The sequence below is a fragment of the Lysinibacillus sp. CD3-6 genome (genome assembly GCF_006351725.2).
GTDB lineage: Bacteria > Bacillota > Bacilli > Bacillales_A > Planococcaceae > Lysinibacillus.
Genome location: NZ_CP085880.1, coordinates 1,639,443 through 1,657,162 on the forward strand (window position 1 = coordinate 1,639,443; position 17,720 = coordinate 1,657,162).

A 17,720-nucleotide genomic window follows, 5' to 3' on the forward strand; every position below is an offset into this window, starting at 1 on the left:
TCTACGTTTTTTCTATTTTATGAATGTATAAAAAGTGCTGTTTGTTTCAAGCTATAAAAAAAGGAGTGATGATTGTGCGTTTATTAAGTATACTTTTTGCTTTCATTCTTGCGATTAGTATAGTCTCGATTCCACAAAATAACGCAACAGCGTTTAGCGATCAACAAATTACCCGCGGTGCGTATGGAGATGATGTCATTGAATTACAGGCTAGATTACAATACTTAGGATTTTATAAAAGTAAAATTGACGGAAAATTCGGCTACAACACTTACTGGGCATTACGAAATTTCCAAGAGAAATATGGCATACCAGTAGATGGTATAGCAGGCACAAAGACGAAAAAAGCATTAGCAGGATATTCAGATTACGATGAAAAATGGGTGAAAGCGCAATTAAAAGCAGGCAATCAGTTTACCTATTATGGTGGTGTTCCACTTGATCAGCAGGTGAAAAGTACTGGTAATGCTGGTGGGAACGCTGGCGGTGGCGGAACAGCAAATAATGAAAGCACTGGTAGCAGTAATAATAATGGGACAGATACACAAATTCCACCAAAGTATACGGAACGTGATTTACAGCTTATTGCCAATGCAGTTTATGGAGAGGCTAGGGGAGAACCATATGAAGGCCAAGTAGCCGTAGCCGCTGTTATTTTAAATAGATTAGAAAGTCCAGATTTTCCGAACACAATATCAGGTATCATTTTCCAACCTTTAGCATTTACAGCAGTAGCAGATGGTCAAATTTGGCTAGAACCAAACCAGCGTGCAAAAGAAGCGGTTATCGATGCAATGAATGGCTGGGATCCATCAGAAAATGCACTGTATTATTTTAACCCTAAAACAGCAACAAGTAAGTGGATTTGGTCTCGTCCGCAAATAAAACAAATAGGTGAGCATATTTTCTGTTCATAAGAAAGGAGGAAAATAGATGAGAACAATGCTCGTTATTTTAACGATAGCCGTTATCGGTTTAGGAGCATATAGTATTGATTTACATGGAGATAAAGAAAGTTTACAACGTACAGTACATGCGCAGTATACAGAAAAACTAACGGATGCCTCTGAAAAATTATCGTACTTACAAAGAGCAGTTTCGCAATCCTTATTATTTAAGGATGAACAGGCTATCCACAGTGAGCTAGATTCTATTTGGCGACTAAGCTCAGAAGTACGTTCATCAATTTCAAATATTCCTATTGGGCAAGAGCTTTCTAGTCAGTGGCTAGGTTATTTAGGAAGACTTGGTGATGAAGCGAAAAAAACCGCGAAGTCGGGAGATTATGAAGAGTGGCGTAAAAAAATGCCGCAAATCTCCACTAATTTGCAAGCTTTATCTGACGAATGGACAACTGCAACTGTTGATTATTATAAACAAGATGGAAATATGGATGTTTGGACGCGCCAAGTAGACAATAAAAATCCTAATACATCATTTGATAATATTAAGAAGACACTAAAAGATTATGGTGAAAGTGATTTCCCACTTACATTAAGTGAATCAGATTGGCAGAAAAAATTAGAATTAAAAGCATTACAAGATTCAGTCATTACAGAAAAAGAAGCGCTAGAAAAAGTGAAAAAACTATTCCCAATTATTAAAGATGCTACGTTTACTGTTACAAAAAGTAGCGATACAGCGCCATATCCGTTTTATCACATACAGTTCCATCAAGGTATTCGTTTAGGCTATGTCGACGTAACTGAAAAGGGAGGACACTTACTATCCTATTTAGTTGAACGTCCTGTAGATGAGGCTAAGCTTTCACAAGAGGAAGTTATTAAAAAAGCGGAAGAACATTTAAAGAGACTTGAGATGAAAGATGTTGCTTTTGTTGAGTCACGTGAAAACCATTTAGCTTGGCATGTTACATTTGCACGCGTTCATCCTGGTGATAATGCATTAATTTATGCAGATGGTGTACAATTAAAAATTGCAAAAGATACTGGAGAATTACTTGGTGCAAATGCAATGGAATATATACAAGAAGAATCGATAAAACCACAAAAAGCTAATCCAATTGATTGGAAAACTTTCTTTGACGACAATGTACGTGTTGAAGAAGTAAGAAATATATATACGGATAACGGACAATTCGAACAACGTCTTTGCTATGAAGTCATTGCCGTTCGAGACGAACAAGTCCAAGAAACGTTCCGAATTGTAGTAGATGCTGAAAATCACAATGTGTTAAAAGTAGAATATTTAACTTAAGTCTAGAAAAAGCTCCCAGTTCATATAGCCAAAATTTACATCCCATGCAATAATAGGGGTATATATATTGTTCGGGGAGATGCTCATGGAAATTAAAATTGGTACACTACTACAACTTGAACCTACTTATACAGAACGTATTGAAAAATTCCGCTGTAAAGTAGTTGAACAAAGAGACAATATAATTTATATTGATTATCCAACAAATGTAATAACTAAAAAAACAGCCTTTTTAATAGATGGTTCTGAATTTAGGGCAACCTTTCGAACAGAAGATAAACAATCTTACGCCTTCAATACAGAAGTAATCGGTCGCAAAGCTGGTAATATACCGATGATTATGTTGCACTGTCCTCAAGAGGATGAGTTTATCAAAATTCAACGCCGCGAATACGTTCGTGTGGAAACACCTGTCGATGTGGCAGTGCAATTTAAAGATAATAAATACCAGCTTGTAACAACAGATATTAGTGCAGGTGGACTGGCACTTATTTTAAAAGGCAACATAGCCTTTCAAGATGGCGATGACATTAAGCTAACGATTGTCTTGCCATTTGCCAATGGCGATGTGAATTACGTCGTTACAGAAGCAACAGTTGTTCGAATATTTGAAAAAGATGACAAGACAATTGCTACCATTCAATTAACGGATACGGATGATATTGATCAACAACATATTGTACGTTTTTGCTTTGAACGACAGCTATTAAATCGCCGTAAAGAAATAAACCCATTCGATGATTAAATGGACAGTAGCCCTCTTGCTCGTAGAGGGCTTTTTTTTATTAGTATGTTACAATATGGTGTGAAAGAAAGTAGGGAAGCATAATGAAAAAAAACATTCAAATTGCGATTGACGGTCCTGCAGGTGCTGGAAAAAGCACAATCGCCAAAATCGTTGCAGAATCACTAGGATTCACGTATATCGATACGGGAGCAATGTATCGAGCAGTTACGTATAAAGCAATGCAACAAAACATACATTTAGATGATGAAGCAAAATTAGCAGAAATGTTAGCAGCTAGCTCAATTGAATTAAAGCCTTCTCCTCAAGGTCAACTTGTTTTTTTAGATGGCGAAAATGTATCTGATGCAATTCGCTCCAATGAAGTAACATCATCTGTTTCGCAAGTAGCGGCACATGCTAAAGTGCGTGAATTGTTAGTAGCGCAGCAGCAAAAACTTGCCGCTAATGGTGGTGTTGTCATGGATGGACGTGATATTGCGACACATGTGTTAAAAAATGCAGAGCTGAAAATCTTTATGTCTGCTACTGTAGAGGAACGTGCAAGACGCCGCTATATTGACAATGAAAAACGAGGGATTGCGTCTTCTTTAGAAAAGCTCCAAGAAGATATTGCTTTACGCGATAAAATGGATAGTGAGCGTGAAGCTTCACCACTGATTCAAGCAGCGGATGCTATTTATCTAGACACAACGGAGCTATCAATTGATGCAGCAGCGCAAGCCATTTTAAAATTAGCACAAGAAAAAATGGTATAAATCCTAAAATTTCAGACATTTTTAGAATTTAAAGGATTTATTTTTGTCTTTGTCTTCAATATCGAATAAAATAGTAAGGGAAGATGCGAAGGAGGGTTACATATGTCTGAAGAAATGAACTATGCAGAACAAACGTTTAACGAAGGTGATATCGTCAAAGGTATTGCGGAGCAGGTTGATGAAAAAGCAGTAACTGTTTCAATTCCGGGTGCACCGTTTGACGGTATCGTACCAATAAGTGAATTATCGAGCTTACACATTGAAAAAGCGTCTGACGCTATCTCCGTTGGGGATGAGTTAGAATTGATGATTACAAAGGTTGAAGAGGAAAACTATGTATTATCAAAACGTAAAGTCGATGCCTTAAAAGCATGGGATACACTAGAACAACAATATGCTGCTGGGGAAGTTTTCGAAGCGGAAGTAAAGGATATTGTTAAAGGTGGTCTTGTTGTAGATTTAGGAGTACGTGGGTTCGTTCCAGCATCCCTAGTAGAAGATTATTTTGTCGATGATTTTGAAGATTATAAAGGGAAAGTACTAAGCTTTAAAATTGTCGAGCTTGATAAAGAAAAAAATCGCTTAATTTTATCACATCGAGCTGTAGTAGAATCTGAGAAAGCTTCTCAGAAGAAAAATGTAATTAACCAAATCAAAGCTGGCGACGTATTAGATGGTAAAGTACAGCGTATAGCATCATTTGGTGCATTTATCGATCTTGGTGGTATCGATGGACTTGTCCATATTTCACAAGTATCACATGAGCATGTGAGTGATGTCAGTGAGGTATTATCAGAAGGACAAGAAGTAAAAGTGAAGGTTCTTTCTGTAGACCCAGAGAATGAGCGTATTTCGCTATCGATTAAGGATACTGTCCCTGGACCGTGGTCGAATATTGAAGAGCGTGCTGCGAAAGGCACAGTGCTTGTAGGGAAAGTAAAACGCCTTACATCATTTGGTGCTTTTGTAGAAGTGTTCCCTGGAGTGGAAGGCTTAGTGCATATTTCACAAATTGCGCATAAGCATATTAATACGCCACATGAAGCGTTGAAAGAAGCGCAAGAGGTACAAGTGAAGGTGCTAGATGTCAACGTTGACGAAGGCCGCCTAGCATTAAGTATTAAAGATTTATTAGAAAATCCAGAGGCTGAAGAAGTAATCGATTATGAATTACCAGAAGAAAACACTGGTTTCTCTCTCGGTGATGTAATTGGCGACCAACTGAAAAACTTTAAATAATCATCAACAACGAGGATACGATCGTATCCTCGTTTTAGTTTGTTTACAGTCATTTTTGAATTGTTGCTGTTGATGTCTATTGCAGGTAGGCTTACTAATGTTCGAGTTTTTTGAATTGTTTGAGTGCCTGACACCCTCAACGTTTCGTTTGTCTTGTGACCTGCTAAAAAGAGTGTGTCTGGAACGAAAAATAACGGTAATGTTAAAGAGTAAGCTAAAAAGTACTCTCCATGATGGATATGTTATGATATAATGGCATTTTTCGTGTATAATAGCGAAAGACAAGAAGTTGGAAGGATGAAGTACAGATGACGAAACCAGTAGTAGCCATCGTAGGTCGTCCGAACGTAGGTAAGTCGACGATTTTTAATCGCATCGTTGGAGAACGTGTCTCGATTGTAGAAGATATTCCGGGAGTAACACGTGACCGTATTTATAGTTCGGCAGAGTGGTTAACACATGATTTTAATATTATTGATACAGGTGGTATCGAAATTGGAGACGAGCCGTTTTTAGAACAAATTCGTCAACAAGCGGAGATTGCTATTGAAGAAGCAGACGTTATTATTTTTATGACGAATGGTCGTGAAGGTGTAACAGCCGCAGATGAGCAAGTTGCAAAAATTTTATACAAAACAAAAAAGCCAGTCGTTTTAGCAGTTAATAAAATTGATAATCCAGATATGCGTGAAATGATTTATGATTTCTATGCACTTGGATTTGGTGAACCTTGGCCAATTTCCGGTTCCCACGGATTGGGCTTAGGGGATTTATTAGATGAGTGTGCTAAGCACTTCCCACAAGAAGATGAAAATCAATATGGAGATGACGTTATTAAATTCTCTTTAATTGGTCGCCCAAATGTCGGGAAATCATCATTAGTGAATGCGTTCCTAGGTCAAGATCGTGTCATAGTAAGTAACATTGCGGGTACAACGCGAGATGCTATTGATACGCCTTACGAATACGATGGGAACGAATATGTAATCATCGATACTGCCGGAATGCGTAAAAAAGGGAAAGTGTACGAAACGACAGAGAAATACTCCGTTTTACGTGCGCTACGTGCTATTGAACGTTCCGACGTTGTTTTAGTTGTTCTAAATGCGGAAGAAGGCATTCAAGAACAAGATAAAAAAATTGCGGGCTATGCACATGAGGCTGGAAAAGCAATTATTATTGTAGTAAATAAATGGGATGCAATTGAAAAAGATGACAAAACAATGAATGTGTTTACACAGCAAATCCGTGAGCACTTTTTATTCTTAGACTATGCACCGATTATTTTTGTATCAGCAAATACAAAACAACGAGTTCATCAAATTTTACCGATTGTACAACGCGTAAGTGAAAATCACGCGATGCGTATACAATCATCAATTCTAAATGAAGTGATTGAAGATTCGGTTGCACGTAATCCAGCGCCAACTGATAAAGGTCGTCGCTTACGTATTTACTATGCAACACAAGTGGCGATTCAACCACCGACGTTTGTGGTATTTGTAAATGAAACGGAATTAATGCACTTCTCTTATGAGCGATTTTTAGAAAATAGAATTCGTGAAACATTTGATTTTGAAGGTACGCCAATTCGTTTAATTACACGTGCGCGTGCATAATCTAAAATATAACTCATCTAGTACGCCAACCCGACTATTATTGTTGGGTGGCGTCTTTTTTCAAAGGGCTAGGCTAAATCGCATTTTAGACAAGCATTTGCCGATGAAGTTTTACCTAAAGGGAATAAAAGGGGGAATATGATATGGAACGAGTTTGTGTACTAGGAGCAGGCTCTTGGGGATCAGCACTTGCGATGGTACTTGCTGAAAATGGACATGATACGCTTGTGTGGACGCATAGAGCTGATCAGGCAGAAGAAATTAATACACATCATACAAATAAAAAGTATTTACCAGAAACGGTGCTACCAACGAATTTACATGCCACTGATGATATTGCAAAGGCTGTAGCACATTCCAATACGATTGTTGTAGCAGTGCCGACGAAGGCTATACGAGAAACGTGTGAAAAGATGACTGCTACTTTAGACAAAAAAGTATTATTTGTCCATGTTTCAAAGGGAATTGAGCCAGATTCATTAAAACGTATATCTGAAATTTTAGCTGAAAGCTTGCCGGCTGAATTTGTAGAAGACATTGTAGTGCTCTCAGGGCCAAGTCATGCAGAGGAAGTAGTATTGCATTCCCCAACGACGATTACAGCAGCCTGTGCCAATATTGAGGCAGCTGAGAAGGTACAGGACTTGTTTATGAATCAGTTTTTCCGCGTATATACGAATGAGGATGTTATCGGCGTGGAAATGGGTGGTGCATTGAAAAACGTTATAGCGTTAGCTGCTGGCATAACAGATGGCTTAAATTATGGTGATAATGCGAAGGCAGCACTGATTACTCGTGGGCTTGCTGAAATTACCCGTCTCGGTGTCAAAATGGGTGGAAATCCATTTACGTTCTCAGGGCTGACAGGTATGGGTGATTTAATCGTAACGTGTACAAGTGTGCATTCACGAAATTGGCGTGCAGGAAATATGTTAGGGAAAGGCATGAAGCTACAAGAAGTACTCGATCAAATGGGTATGGTTGTAGAAGGTGTACGGACAACAAAGGCAGCTTATCAACTGGCTGAAAAATATGATGTTGCTATGCCAATTTCAACGGAACTTTATGGCGTATTGTTTAATGATGTCGAGCCAAAAGTAGCAGTAGACGCATTAATGATGCGTGTGAAAAAACGTGAAATCGATGAGCTGATGAACTAATTACTTATGTTAGTATAGTAGCTAGCAATAGAAATTTTATATAACTTGTCATGAAATGGACACAAAAGAGACACTTCAGAACGATCTGAAGTGTCTCTTTTTTGAACAAATTGGAAAGTAATAGGTGATGACAACGCTTTTTATGCATAAAAAGTTATTTTTATACTAATGGATTTCCCTATCTATAGTAAAAATATGATATGATTTCCACGGAGCGTTATATATAGTAGCAGTCACCTTAATTTGTATAATCTTGCAATGTTTATTTTTTTCGTATATCAAAAAAATATTATTGGAAGCACCTTGAAGCACTCCATTTTTCCTTTTGGGAAAGCGCCTTCTTTTTTAAGGAAGCCCATAGTATAATTAACGTTGATTGTCTCGTGTCATTGAAGAAAGGTGGTAGACGTAAATGGGTCCGTTAGCACATATGCCCGCACTGGATGTCATGTGGGTGTCTTTTTATTGTATCGGCTTTATGATTATTTCAGTTGGTTTAATTTATCTAGGTCGCAATAAAATTTCAAATGGTTTTCTACGTACAATCGTAAATTTATTAGCATACATACTGTTTGGACTTGGAACATTTTTAATGGTACTGATCGTTGCCACATGGCCATAAAAAGGAGGGAAAACGTGAAATGAAAAAACTAAATGCTTTTCTTTTAACAGTGGCAATAGCCGTTTTGCTAGGTGGTTGCGCATATCCTGAAGAGGAAAAGGCCGCAAACCAAGTGCCAGATGTCGATCAACTAGCATCTGTACAACGGGCTGTTAATGAATATCGTGAAGCAACAGGTGGACTAGTACCAATTAAAAACAGCGAATTGGATACGGATATCTATATAAAATATTTAATTGATTTTGAAAAACTTATGCCAAAATATATTGCGCAAATTCCCGGAAATGCATATGAAAAAGGCGGTATTTATCAATATATTATTTGGGATCCGGAAAACAGTGCAGAAGTAAAATTAGTAGATTTAAACTCTGCAGAGCGTATGCGAGAAATTAATATTCGCAAATTGGGTACACAGTATATTCCGACAAAGGGTGCAATTGCTGATAATGTCTACCAAATTAACTTTGAAAAATTAGGCTATAAATCAGAAGTGACTGTCAAAAGTCCATATTCAGGTGCAGAATTACCGATATTTATGACAGGCGATGGCGAAATGCATGTGGATTATTCAATCGATTTAGGTCAGCTGTTAAAAGAGGACAAGCCAGATGTAAAGCCAGGCGAGGATATTCGTCAATTACTTGTCGATAAATATCCCGTAGTTCCAGCCTATTCAGTGCCATACACTGTAGATGAAAATGGAGAGCCCACTTATATGATGGACGCCTATAAAGCAGATGCAAAAAAGGCGAAGGAAGAAGCTGAAGCGGCTCAAGAAAACGAAAATAAAGCTACCGAATCAAATTAAATTTTTTCTACCTCAATCATTAGGTGAACATCTAATGATTGAGGTTTTTTTTAGCTCCCTTTTAGTGCCTGGCACACAAACAATTCTCATGCCAGCAATACTTGAAGGGATTCACTGTTGATGCGACAGTGAGGTGTGCGGCTGCGCACGAAGAACCAACGCATAGCGGGATTAAGGCCTCGTATCGCGGGATTGAGGCGCGGCATCGCGGGATAAAGGTTTGTCCGCGGAATTATTGCTACGCATAGCGGGATTAAGGCTCCGTATCGCGGGATAAAGGTTTGTCCGCGGAATTAAGGTATCGTACCGCGGAATCAATGCCTCACTCCGCGGAATTACACCTCACCCCATGGAATTCACAGCCCATTCCGCGGAATTCAAGCTTCACCCCGCGGGATTAAGGCTCCGTATCGCGGGATAAAGGTTTGTCCGCGGAATTATTGCTTCGCACCGCGGAATTAAGGTATCGTACCGCGGAATTCAAGCCTTACCCCGCGGAATTATTGCTCCGTACCGCGGAATTCAAGCTCCGAATCGCGGAATCAATGCTTCGCACTGCGGAATCAAAGCCTCACCCCATGGAATTCACAGTCCATTCCGCGGAATGCGCACCCCGCGGAAATAAAAATTGTGTGCACTTTGCTATCAAGGAGCTTTTCATATTTATCTTTGCTTATGCATATAGTGAAAAAGCGTAGATAAAGGAGGCAGAAACCTTGAGTGAAGCAGTATTTAAAGAAATTGCAGAGCGCACAAATGGCGATGTTTATATTGGTGTTGTAGGTCCAGTTCGTGTAGGGAAATCAACATTTGTAAAAAAAGTAATGGAAGCTGTAGTGTTACCGAATATTGTGGATGAAACAGAAAGAATGCGAGCACAGGACGAGCTGCCACAAAGCTCGCCAGGCTCAGTAATCATGACTGCTGAGCCGAAGTTTGTGCCTGCTCAAGCCACACGTATTGCGGTCGGCGAAGATGAAATGACATTCCAAATTCGTTTAGCTGATTGCGTCGGTTACGTCATTGAAGGTACAAAGGGCTATGAGGATGAGAATGGGCCGAAATATGTGCATACACCTTGGCATACGGAGCCAATTCCTTTCCAAGAAGCGGCGAAAATAGGTACGGATAAAGTCATTCGAGATCATGCGAATATTGGTATTGTTGTGACAACTGATGGAACAGTTAATGGTATTAGTCGTAGGGCAGCTGAAAAAGCAGAAGAAGAAATTGTTGCACAGTTAAAGGAAATTGGAAAACCGTTTGTTATCGTGTTAAATTGTCAAATGCCAGCGCGAGAAGAAACTGTACAGCTTCGTAATGAGCTATTTGAACGTTATAACGTTCCTGTAATTGCGATTTCCATCGATCAAATGCGTGCGTCAGATATTCAATATATTTTGCAAGAGGCGTTATTTGAGTTTCCAATTCGGACGATTGAAGTTGAGAAACCAGATTGGCTTGATGTCCTTGATGCGACACACCCATTAAACGTAGCATTAATTGATTCGATGGAAGAAGTACTTTCATCTGTCATGAAAATTAGAGATGTACAACAAGCATCTGATGCCTTTAAAGAGATTGATTTTATTGATCAAAGTGAAGTGATTCATGTAGATTCAGGAATCGGTACGGCGGTCATTCGTGTGTCTTTACAAGGAGAATTGTATAAGGCAGTTTGTAATGAATGGTTAGATGAGCCGATTGAAACAAAGCGTGATTGGTTGCTATTTATTAAAGAGGCTGCTGAAGCAAAAGAAGCACAAAAACGCTTTAAAGATGCAATAACTGAAGCGGATTCAAGTGGTTATGGTGTGACATTGCCGATGATGCAAGAGTTTGAACCAACTGCTCCAGAACTTATTAAGCAAAATAATTTCTATGGTGTTCGTATGAAGGCAACAGCACCTTCCTATCATATTATTCGAGTTGATATGGAATCAGAATTTGCACCACTTATTGGCTCTGAATTCCACAGTCAGCAACTGCTGAAAGATTTAAATCATGCGTATTTACATGATCGTGATGCACTTTGGCAAACACAACTTTTTGGCACTCCGTTGCATGAGGTCTTAAAAGAAGGAATCCGCTACAAAATGAATGCAGTGCCAACTACAGCTAAAAAACGTATGCGCCAAACTATTGAGCGTATGGTGAATGAAGGCGATAGAGGATTGGTTACTTTTATTTTATAGAGATAAAATGGAAATTACAGAGCAAAAAAATAGGGCAGGGCTATTCGTTTTTATGCGAAAAGTCCTGTTATTTTTGTTTTTTGGGTGAAAAACGCATATTTTGGTTATAATCATGAATGAATACAGTTGCGTAGCGGTTTTCTATGTGTTACTCTTTTTACAGAATTGGTTCATGACCCTTTGAGAGGAGGTGAATGGTGTGAATAAAACAGAATTAGTAAACTCTGTTGCTGAAGCTGCAGGTCTTTCTAAAAAAGACGCTTCTAAAGCAGTTGAAGCTGTATTTGATACAATTCAAGATGCTCTTGCAAAGGGTGACAAAGTACAATTAATTGGTTTTGGTAACTTTGAAGTACGTGAACGTGCGGCTCGTAAAGGTCGTAACCCACAAACTGGTAAAGAAATCGAAATCGCTGCTAGCAAGGTACCTGCTTTCAAACCAGGTAAAGCGCTTAAAGATGCTGTAAAATAATACACGTCTAGTAGTTACATAGAGCAGTCTTCATGTAAACGAGCATGAAGGCTGCTCTTTTTAACTTATTTTTAAAAATAAGCGATTTGCAACAACTTACAAAATACAAAAAATAAGTCACAAGATGGCTTTTACATAGCATGTTGCACGTAAACTTTAAGAAGATATGTTGAATTTCTTTTAAATCAAGTAAGTCGTTTTGCGCTTAACTTTTGGATATGCTACGATGCATAGGGAAATGTGTAATGTTTTGATACGCAGGAGGGTTTTTACGAATGTCGAATGTTGATTTATTGAAAATAGAAGAAGCAGTCAAAATGATTTTAGAAGCTGTAGGCGAGGACGTTAATCGTGAAGGATTGCTCGATACGCCGAAACGTGTTGCAAAAATGTATGCTGAAATGTTTAGTGGCTTACATGAAGATGCAAAAGATTATTTTAAAACTGTTTTCCATGAGGATCATGAAGAATTAGTGCTTGTAAAGGATATCCCATTTTATTCAATGTGTGAGCATCATTTAGTGCCGTTTTATGGCAAAGCACATGTAGCTTACATACCAAACGATGGCATCGTAGCGGGACTAAGCAAATTAGGTCGCGCGGTTGAAACAATTGCCCGTCGTCCGCAATTACAAGAACGTATTACATCATCAGTAGCCGATACGATTATGGAAATGCTGTCTCCAAAAGGTGTTTACGTAGTAATCGAGGCAGAGCATATGTGTATGACAATGCGTGGTCTCAAAAAACCAGGTTCTAAAACGGTTACATCTGTGGCTCGTGGCATTTATGAACAAGATGAGGTAAAACGGAGAGAAGTCTTGTCATTTATTCAAATGTCTTAAACTGCATGTCTAATTATGTTATGATGGACTAAGAATTTGTCGGATTTAAGGAGTGTACAGACAATGGCGCAAGATTATATAGTAATTCAGGCAGAAGAGGATGGCGTACATGTAATAGGCTTAACACGTGGTACGGATACGAAATTCCATCATTCTGAAAAATTAGATGCAGGGGAAGTCATGATTGCTCAATTTACTGAGCACACATCTGCAATGAAAATTCGTGGCAAAGCGCAAATTCATACAGCACATGGTGTTATCCAAAGTGAAGGAAAAAAGTAACGTAGGTATTGTATTGTAGCTTTTATCGGTAAGGTCCATATAGAGTGCCGATGACTTGTTAGTTATATTGTGCAGGAATGCATAACACATACGGGAACAAATAAGTGTGTGTGTTTGAAACTAATTTTTACGGGCAAGTAGATTTCCTACCAATTTTTTCTGGGTATTACGATGGGGGATATCTACTGCCCGTTCATGTTGGTAAAAGTAAAAACTTTTTATTCCGAATCGATGCTTATGCTATAATGACTCAGTGAGCAAGCGTTAAGTCATGTAGATGATTAACGTATTTGAAAGTGAAATGGAGTAAGGTCTATGAATGCAACATACATTCAAAATTCAATTGCACAGTTAAAAACAGAGATTTTCATGGATGTTCGTCATAGAACTTTGCAAAAATACACAGGAGTGCCTGTGCTCGATGAAAATCAACTGTTTTACTTGTTAGTTCCCTTTTTGAATGGCGAAGAGTGGCAACAAGAGCAAAGGGAAGCTGCAATAACTGTTGGAATTGTATATGCAGCTCTAGCGGCACATGATCATATTAAAGAACTAGACGCCACTTCAAAAGAACAGCAGCTAACCGTTTTAGCTGGAGATTTTTATAGTGGGCGATATTATGAAATCTTGGCAATGTCGGGAAATGTCGCATTGATTCGGAATTTGTCACAAGGAATTGTGGCACGTTGCGAACATCAAATCAAAGTATACGAAGCAGAACAGCGTACTGTTGAACAATGGTGTTCTTCAATAAGCAATATAGAATCAGGTTTAATTGCGAAGTTTTTTGATCTTTATGCATGGCATCATTATATTCCGTTAATGGAAAAGAGTTTATTATTGTTACGATTAGAAAGAGAATGGGCTATGTATCAGCGTGGACAAAAGTCTTTAATGAGTAAAGCACTTGAACAAAGTGCCATACAAGCAGGCGCGGCATTTAATAGCGTCTTACAAGATAAAATTGCCCGCTTAAAAACAGAGCTGTTGCAGGTGATAGACCAAGCATCATTTTTACAAAGTGATGTGAAACAAGCTCTACAAGCACGTGTAGAGGCATCTATTGCTTCTACAAACGGATAAGAGAGGTTTTACTAAAATGGCTAAATCGAAAGAAGAGCACGTTCACGAAGTATTTGAAAGTATTTCGGAAAACTATGATAAATTGAATGGCGTTATTAGCTTCCAAATGCATGTTGGTTGGCGTAACGATACGATGAAGCGCATGGCTGTTAAGCCTGGTTCGAAAGCGCTAGATGTTTGTTGTGGAACAGCTGACTGGACAATTGCTTTAGCTGAGGCAGTTGGAAAAAGTGGCGAAGTAAAGGGATTAGATTTCAGTAAAAACATGCTGAAAGTAGGCGAGCAAAAAATAACGTCTTATCCACAAATCGAGCTTATACAAGGGAATGCAATGGAATTACCTTTCCCAGACAATACATTTGATTATGTGACGATTGGATTTGGTCTACGTAATGTTCCTGATTATTTGCAAGTGTTAAAAGAAATGCATCGCGTCGTAAAACCTGGTGGGATGGTTGTGTGTTTAGAAACGTCACAATCAGAAATTCCTGGCTATCGACAACTATTCCGATTTTATTTTAAATTTATCATGCCGATATTTGGTAAAATTTTTGCGAAAAGCTATAAAGAATACTCTTGGTTACAGGAGTCCGCAAATAATTTTCCAGGTATGAAGAAGCTAGCGGCAATGTTTGAACAGGCAGGTTTAGAAAAAGTAACGTACAAAGCATACAGTGGCGGTGCTGCGGCAATGCATATGGGCTTTAAAAAGATACGTTAATGGGGGAAGGTTTTCAAGCGTGGAAAAGATGAAGTTAAAACTACTCTATTCCGATTTGAAGTCAGATATTGATATCATCGAACAAGAATTAGAAAAAGCGGTGAATTCGTCTTCGCATTTAATTAACGATGCTTCTCTCCATTTATTACAAGCTGGTGGCAAACGAATCCGACCAATTTTTGTGTTGCTTGGCGCAAAATTTGGCGATTATGATATCGAAAAGATGAAAAATGTGGCTGTGCCTTTAGAGCTCATTCACATGGCGTCGCTAGTACATGATGATGTGATTGATGATTCCGATATGCGACGAGGACGTCCAACTGTCAAATCTCAATGGAATAACAGAGTAGCAATGTACACGGGTGATTTTATTTTTGCACGTGCACTTGAATACATCACGAAACTCGAGGATCCTCTAGTTCATCAAATTTTAGCACGTACAATGGTGGAAATTTGTAACGGTGAAGTTATTCAAATCGAAGACAAGTTTAGATTGGATCAGGGCTTAAAGGATTATTTCAGACGTATTAAACGAAAAACAGCATTACTAATTTCTTCTAGCTGTGAGATTGGTGCAGTAGCAGCAGGTGTAGATGCAAAAACGGTAAGCCATTTAAAACGCTTTGGTTACTTTGTAGGCATGAGCTTTCAAATAATTGATGATGTATTAGATATTATGGCGACAGATAAAGAATTAGGGAAGCCAGCAGGTAGTGACTTATTACAAGGTAATATTACGTTACCGATTTTATTATTAAAAGATGATGAACAGATGCAGCCTTATTTAGCAAAAGTGTTTGCTGGAACATTAACTGAGCCCGAGCGCCAAAAAATGTTGCAATATGTGCGTAAATCTGATGCTATTACACAAGCTAATAAAATGAGCGACAAGTATTTAAAAAAGGCTTTACAAGAAATAGATGCTTTACCAAAACATCCTATTAAGAAAAAGCTTCGTGACATCGCTTTGTTTATGGGCAAGCGTAAATTCTAGCTTTTTGTTGTGCTAAAGCTCATTTTTTGTTAATATTTATCGGTAGGTGTAAAACCTGTTAGACGAATTTAAGGAGTGTTTTAAACATGGCAATCGAACAAACTTTTTTAATGGTTAAGCCTGATGGCGTAGAACGACAAGTAGTAGGAGATATCGTTGATCGTTTTGAACGTCGCGGTTTTGTATTAAAAGGCGCTAAATTAATGGTAATCCCTCAAGAATTAGCAGAAAAACACTATGCTGAGCATGCTGAGCGTCCATTCTTCGGTGAATTAGTTGATTTCATCACTTCTGGTCCAGTATTCGCAATGGTATGGGAAGGCGAAAACGTAATTAAACTTGCACGTACAATGATGGGTGCTACTAAACCAGAAGAATCTAACCCAGGTACAATCCGTGGTGACTACGCAACAACTGTTTCTCACAACATCATCCACGGTTCTGACTCTCTTGCTTCTGCAGAGCGTGAAATTGGCTTATTCTTCGGTGAAGATTTAGTTTAATTTTATAAAATATAGAGCGATATCCATTCACTTGGAATCGCTCTTTTTTTTTGCTTAAAACCATCTTAAATGTTTTGTATAGAAGGCCGAATACGCAATGTCAAACTAGCTATCTTTTCACTCTATTTAAATACATAAAGAATTGTTAATCACCCATTCGTCATGTAAAATAAATAATGTAATATTCTGATAATTAATAACTAGTAATTAGTTTCATAAAGCGGTATATATTTTCTACCAAGCAAATAAACTTAAACGTAAATGCATTATGGGGTATGACAGTATTGTTTTAGAAAAGGGGTATTTACATGAGAGAAGTAGTAATTGTAGCAGCTGTTCGTACAGCGGTAGGACGTAGTAAAGGCGCATTAAAAGATGTACGTGCAGATGATTTAGCAGCAGATGTCCTACAGGAAGTGATAAAACGTGCACAGATTGATAAAGGACAAGTAGAGGACGTTATTCTTGGCTGTGTTACTCAAACAGGAGAACAAGGTGCAAATATTGCCAGAACCGCTTTATTAATGGCGGGCTTCCCAGAGAAGGTTCCTGGAGTAACGATTGATCGACAATGCGGTTCTAGTCAGCAAGCAGTCCATTTTGGAGCACAGGCTATTTTAGCAGGGGATATGGATGTTGTGATTGCTGGTGGTGTTGAAAGTATGACAAGGGTGCCGATGTTTTCAAATATGCAAACTGCCCATAAAGGTAAACGCTTACAAGAAAATTATCATATTATTCATCAAGGACTATCAGCTGAAAAAATGGCTGCAAAATGGCAGTTTTCAAAAGACATATTGAATAACTATGCTTATGAAAGCCATAGACGTGCATTAGCAGCAATAGAGGCAGGGCATTTTCAAAAGGAAATTATGCCTGTCCAAATAATACAAGAGGATGGAACCGCTACTACATTTGAAGTCGATGAAGGACCTCGGGCAGATACGACCATCGATCGTTTAAATGACTTGAAAACAGTTTTTCAAGAGCACGGCGTTATTACGGCTGGTAATGCAAGTCAAATGAGTGATGGTGCATCAGCTGTCATGCTGATGTCGTTAGCAAAAGCGCAAGAGCTAGGTATTCAACCACTGGCAAAAATAGTGACACGCGTAGTTATAGGGTCAGATCCAACCCTTATGCTTACGGGTCCAATTGAAGCTACAAGACAAGCCTTAAAACGTTCAGACCTGTCTATAGAGGATATTGATACGTATGAGGTGAATGAAGCATTTGCCCCAGTTCCACTTGCATGGTTACATGATATTGGTGCAGACCCTGCAAAGCTTAATCCTACTGGTGGTGCAATTGCTTTAGGACACCCTCTAGGAGCAACTGGTACAAAGCTATTAACAACGATGCTATATCGGATGCAACGTGAAAACTTACGCTATGGCCTACTCGCTATTTGCGAAGGTATGGGAATGGCAAATGCCACTATTATTGAAAAAATGTAA

The 17,720-nt window shown here is 38.6% G+C and carries 18 protein-coding genes; all 18 read left to right on the forward strand.

Annotated features, from left to right (window positions below; genetic code table 11):
• Nucleotides 1-74: 74 nt before the first annotated feature.
• The 18 genes from sleB to FH508_RS07880 all read left to right on the forward strand — a co-directional run bounded on the left by sleB (nucleotide 75) and on the right by FH508_RS07880 (nucleotide 17,720).
• Nucleotides 75-917 carry a spore cortex-lytic enzyme gene (gene sleB, locus FH508_RS07795; protein ID WP_173478442.1) on the forward strand — a complete coding sequence of 281 codons (843 nt, stop codon included), beginning with the start codon at nucleotides 75-77 and terminating at the stop codon, nucleotides 915-917.
• 16 nt (nucleotides 918-933) lie between these two features.
• Nucleotides 934-2,217 (forward strand): PepSY1/2 domain-containing protein, encoded by a 1,284-nt coding sequence (locus FH508_RS07800; protein WP_173478443.1) that lies wholly within the window; start codon nucleotides 934-936, stop codon nucleotides 2,215-2,217.
• An 85-nt stretch (nucleotides 2,218-2,302) separates the two neighbouring features.
• Nucleotides 2,303-2,962: a flagellar brake protein gene (locus tag FH508_RS07805; protein WP_173478444.1), complete on the forward strand. Its 660-nt coding sequence runs from the start codon at nucleotides 2,303-2,305 to the stop codon at nucleotides 2,960-2,962.
• Nucleotides 2,963-3,045: 83 nt separating this feature from the next.
• Entirely contained in the window at nucleotides 3,046-3,720 is a 675-nt protein-coding gene (gene cmk, locus FH508_RS07810; protein WP_173478445.1) for a (d)CMP kinase, read from the forward strand.
• Nucleotides 3,721-3,822: 102 nt separating this feature from the next.
• Nucleotides 3,823-4,959 carry a 30S ribosomal protein S1 gene (gene rpsA, locus FH508_RS07815; RefSeq protein WP_173478446.1) on the forward strand — a complete coding sequence of 379 codons (1,137 nt, stop codon included), beginning with the start codon at nucleotides 3,823-3,825 and terminating at the stop codon, nucleotides 4,957-4,959.
• Between the two features lie 308 nt (nucleotides 4,960-5,267).
• Nucleotides 5,268-6,578, forward strand: coding sequence for a ribosome biogenesis GTPase Der (gene der / locus FH508_RS07820; protein ID WP_173478447.1), 1,311 nt, complete (start codon nucleotides 5,268-5,270; stop codon nucleotides 6,576-6,578).
• 143 nt (nucleotides 6,579-6,721) lie between these two features.
• Complete coding sequence (locus tag FH508_RS07825; protein WP_173478448.1) at nucleotides 6,722-7,738, forward strand: NAD(P)H-dependent glycerol-3-phosphate dehydrogenase; 1,017 nt, start codon at nucleotides 6,722-6,724, stop codon at nucleotides 7,736-7,738.
• Between the two features lie 412 nt (nucleotides 7,739-8,150).
• Nucleotides 8,151-8,360, forward strand: coding sequence for a DUF2768 domain-containing protein (locus tag FH508_RS07830; protein ID WP_173478449.1), 210 nt, complete (start codon nucleotides 8,151-8,153; stop codon nucleotides 8,358-8,360).
• A gap of 19 nt (nucleotides 8,361-8,379) precedes the next feature.
• Nucleotides 8,380-9,168, forward strand: coding sequence for a hypothetical protein (locus tag FH508_RS07835; RefSeq protein ID WP_173478450.1), 789 nt, complete (start codon nucleotides 8,380-8,382; stop codon nucleotides 9,166-9,168).
• A 716-nt stretch (nucleotides 9,169-9,884) separates the two neighbouring features.
• A complete protein-coding gene (gene spoIVA, locus FH508_RS07840) occupies nucleotides 9,885-11,363 on the forward strand; it encodes a stage IV sporulation protein A (RefSeq protein WP_173478451.1) in 1,479 nt (492 codons plus the stop codon).
• Nucleotides 11,364-11,562: 199 nt separating this feature from the next.
• A complete protein-coding gene (locus FH508_RS07845; protein ID WP_004232618.1) occupies nucleotides 11,563-11,835 on the forward strand; it encodes an HU family DNA-binding protein in 273 nt (90 codons plus the stop codon).
• A 275-nt stretch (nucleotides 11,836-12,110) separates the two neighbouring features.
• Nucleotides 12,111-12,680, forward strand: a complete 570-nt coding sequence (folE, locus tag FH508_RS07850) for a GTP cyclohydrolase I FolE (protein WP_173478452.1) — start codon at nucleotides 12,111-12,113, stop codon at nucleotides 12,678-12,680.
• A 63-nt stretch (nucleotides 12,681-12,743) separates the two neighbouring features.
• Nucleotides 12,744-12,962: a trp RNA-binding attenuation protein MtrB gene (mtrB, locus tag FH508_RS07855; protein ID WP_010858802.1), complete on the forward strand. Its 219-nt coding sequence runs from the start codon at nucleotides 12,744-12,746 to the stop codon at nucleotides 12,960-12,962.
• A 315-nt stretch (nucleotides 12,963-13,277) separates the two neighbouring features.
• Nucleotides 13,278-14,045 (forward strand): heptaprenyl diphosphate synthase component 1, encoded by a 768-nt coding sequence (locus tag FH508_RS07860; protein ID WP_173478453.1) that lies wholly within the window; start codon nucleotides 13,278-13,280, stop codon nucleotides 14,043-14,045.
• Between the two features lie 16 nt (nucleotides 14,046-14,061).
• Nucleotides 14,062-14,766, forward strand: a complete 705-nt coding sequence (locus FH508_RS07865) for a demethylmenaquinone methyltransferase (RefSeq protein WP_173478454.1) — start codon at nucleotides 14,062-14,064, stop codon at nucleotides 14,764-14,766.
• Nucleotides 14,767-14,785: 19 nt separating this feature from the next.
• On the forward strand, nucleotides 14,786-15,760 hold the full coding sequence (hepT, locus tag FH508_RS07870) for a heptaprenyl diphosphate synthase component II (RefSeq protein WP_173478455.1): 975 nt from the start codon (nucleotides 14,786-14,788) through the stop codon (nucleotides 15,758-15,760).
• A gap of 86 nt (nucleotides 15,761-15,846) precedes the next feature.
• A complete protein-coding gene (gene ndk, locus FH508_RS07875) occupies nucleotides 15,847-16,263 on the forward strand; it encodes a nucleoside-diphosphate kinase (RefSeq protein ID WP_173478456.1) in 417 nt (138 codons plus the stop codon).
• A gap of 308 nt (nucleotides 16,264-16,571) precedes the next feature.
• Entirely contained in the window at nucleotides 16,572-17,720 is a 1,149-nt protein-coding gene (locus FH508_RS07880) for a thiolase family protein (RefSeq protein ID WP_173478457.1), read from the forward strand.

What these genes read in the sequence shown, in the direction of transcription:
- FH508_RS07800 (WP_173478443.1), top strand. Translation starts at nt 934, where the DNA reads ATGAGAACAATGCTCGTTATTTTAACGATAGCCGTTATCGGTTTAGGA.
- FH508_RS07805 (WP_173478444.1), top strand. Translation starts at nt 2,303, where the DNA reads ATGGAAATTAAAATTGGTACACTACTACAACTTGAACCTACTTATACA.
- cmk (WP_173478445.1), top strand. Translation starts at nt 3,046, where the DNA reads ATGAAAAAAAACATTCAAATTGCGATTGACGGTCCTGCAGGTGCTGGA.
- rpsA (WP_173478446.1), top strand. Translation starts at nt 3,823, where the DNA reads ATGTCTGAAGAAATGAACTATGCAGAACAAACGTTTAACGAAGGTGAT.
- der (WP_173478447.1), top strand. Translation starts at nt 5,268, where the DNA reads ATGACGAAACCAGTAGTAGCCATCGTAGGTCGTCCGAACGTAGGTAAG.
- FH508_RS07825 (WP_173478448.1), top strand. Translation starts at nt 6,722, where the DNA reads ATGGAACGAGTTTGTGTACTAGGAGCAGGCTCTTGGGGATCAGCACTT.
- FH508_RS07830 (WP_173478449.1), top strand. Translation starts at nt 8,151, where the DNA reads ATGGGTCCGTTAGCACATATGCCCGCACTGGATGTCATGTGGGTGTCT.
- FH508_RS07835 (WP_173478450.1), top strand. Translation starts at nt 8,380, where the DNA reads ATGAAAAAACTAAATGCTTTTCTTTTAACAGTGGCAATAGCCGTTTTG.
- folE (WP_173478452.1), top strand. Translation starts at nt 12,111, where the DNA reads ATGTCGAATGTTGATTTATTGAAAATAGAAGAAGCAGTCAAAATGATT.
- mtrB (WP_010858802.1), top strand. Translation starts at nt 12,744, where the DNA reads ATGGCGCAAGATTATATAGTAATTCAGGCAGAAGAGGATGGCGTACAT.
- FH508_RS07860 (WP_173478453.1), top strand. Translation starts at nt 13,278, where the DNA reads ATGAATGCAACATACATTCAAAATTCAATTGCACAGTTAAAAACAGAG.
- FH508_RS07865 (WP_173478454.1), top strand. Translation starts at nt 14,062, where the DNA reads ATGGCTAAATCGAAAGAAGAGCACGTTCACGAAGTATTTGAAAGTATT.
- ndk (WP_173478456.1), top strand. Translation starts at nt 15,847, where the DNA reads ATGGCAATCGAACAAACTTTTTTAATGGTTAAGCCTGATGGCGTAGAA.
- FH508_RS07880 (WP_173478457.1), top strand. Translation starts at nt 16,572, where the DNA reads ATGAGAGAAGTAGTAATTGTAGCAGCTGTTCGTACAGCGGTAGGACGT.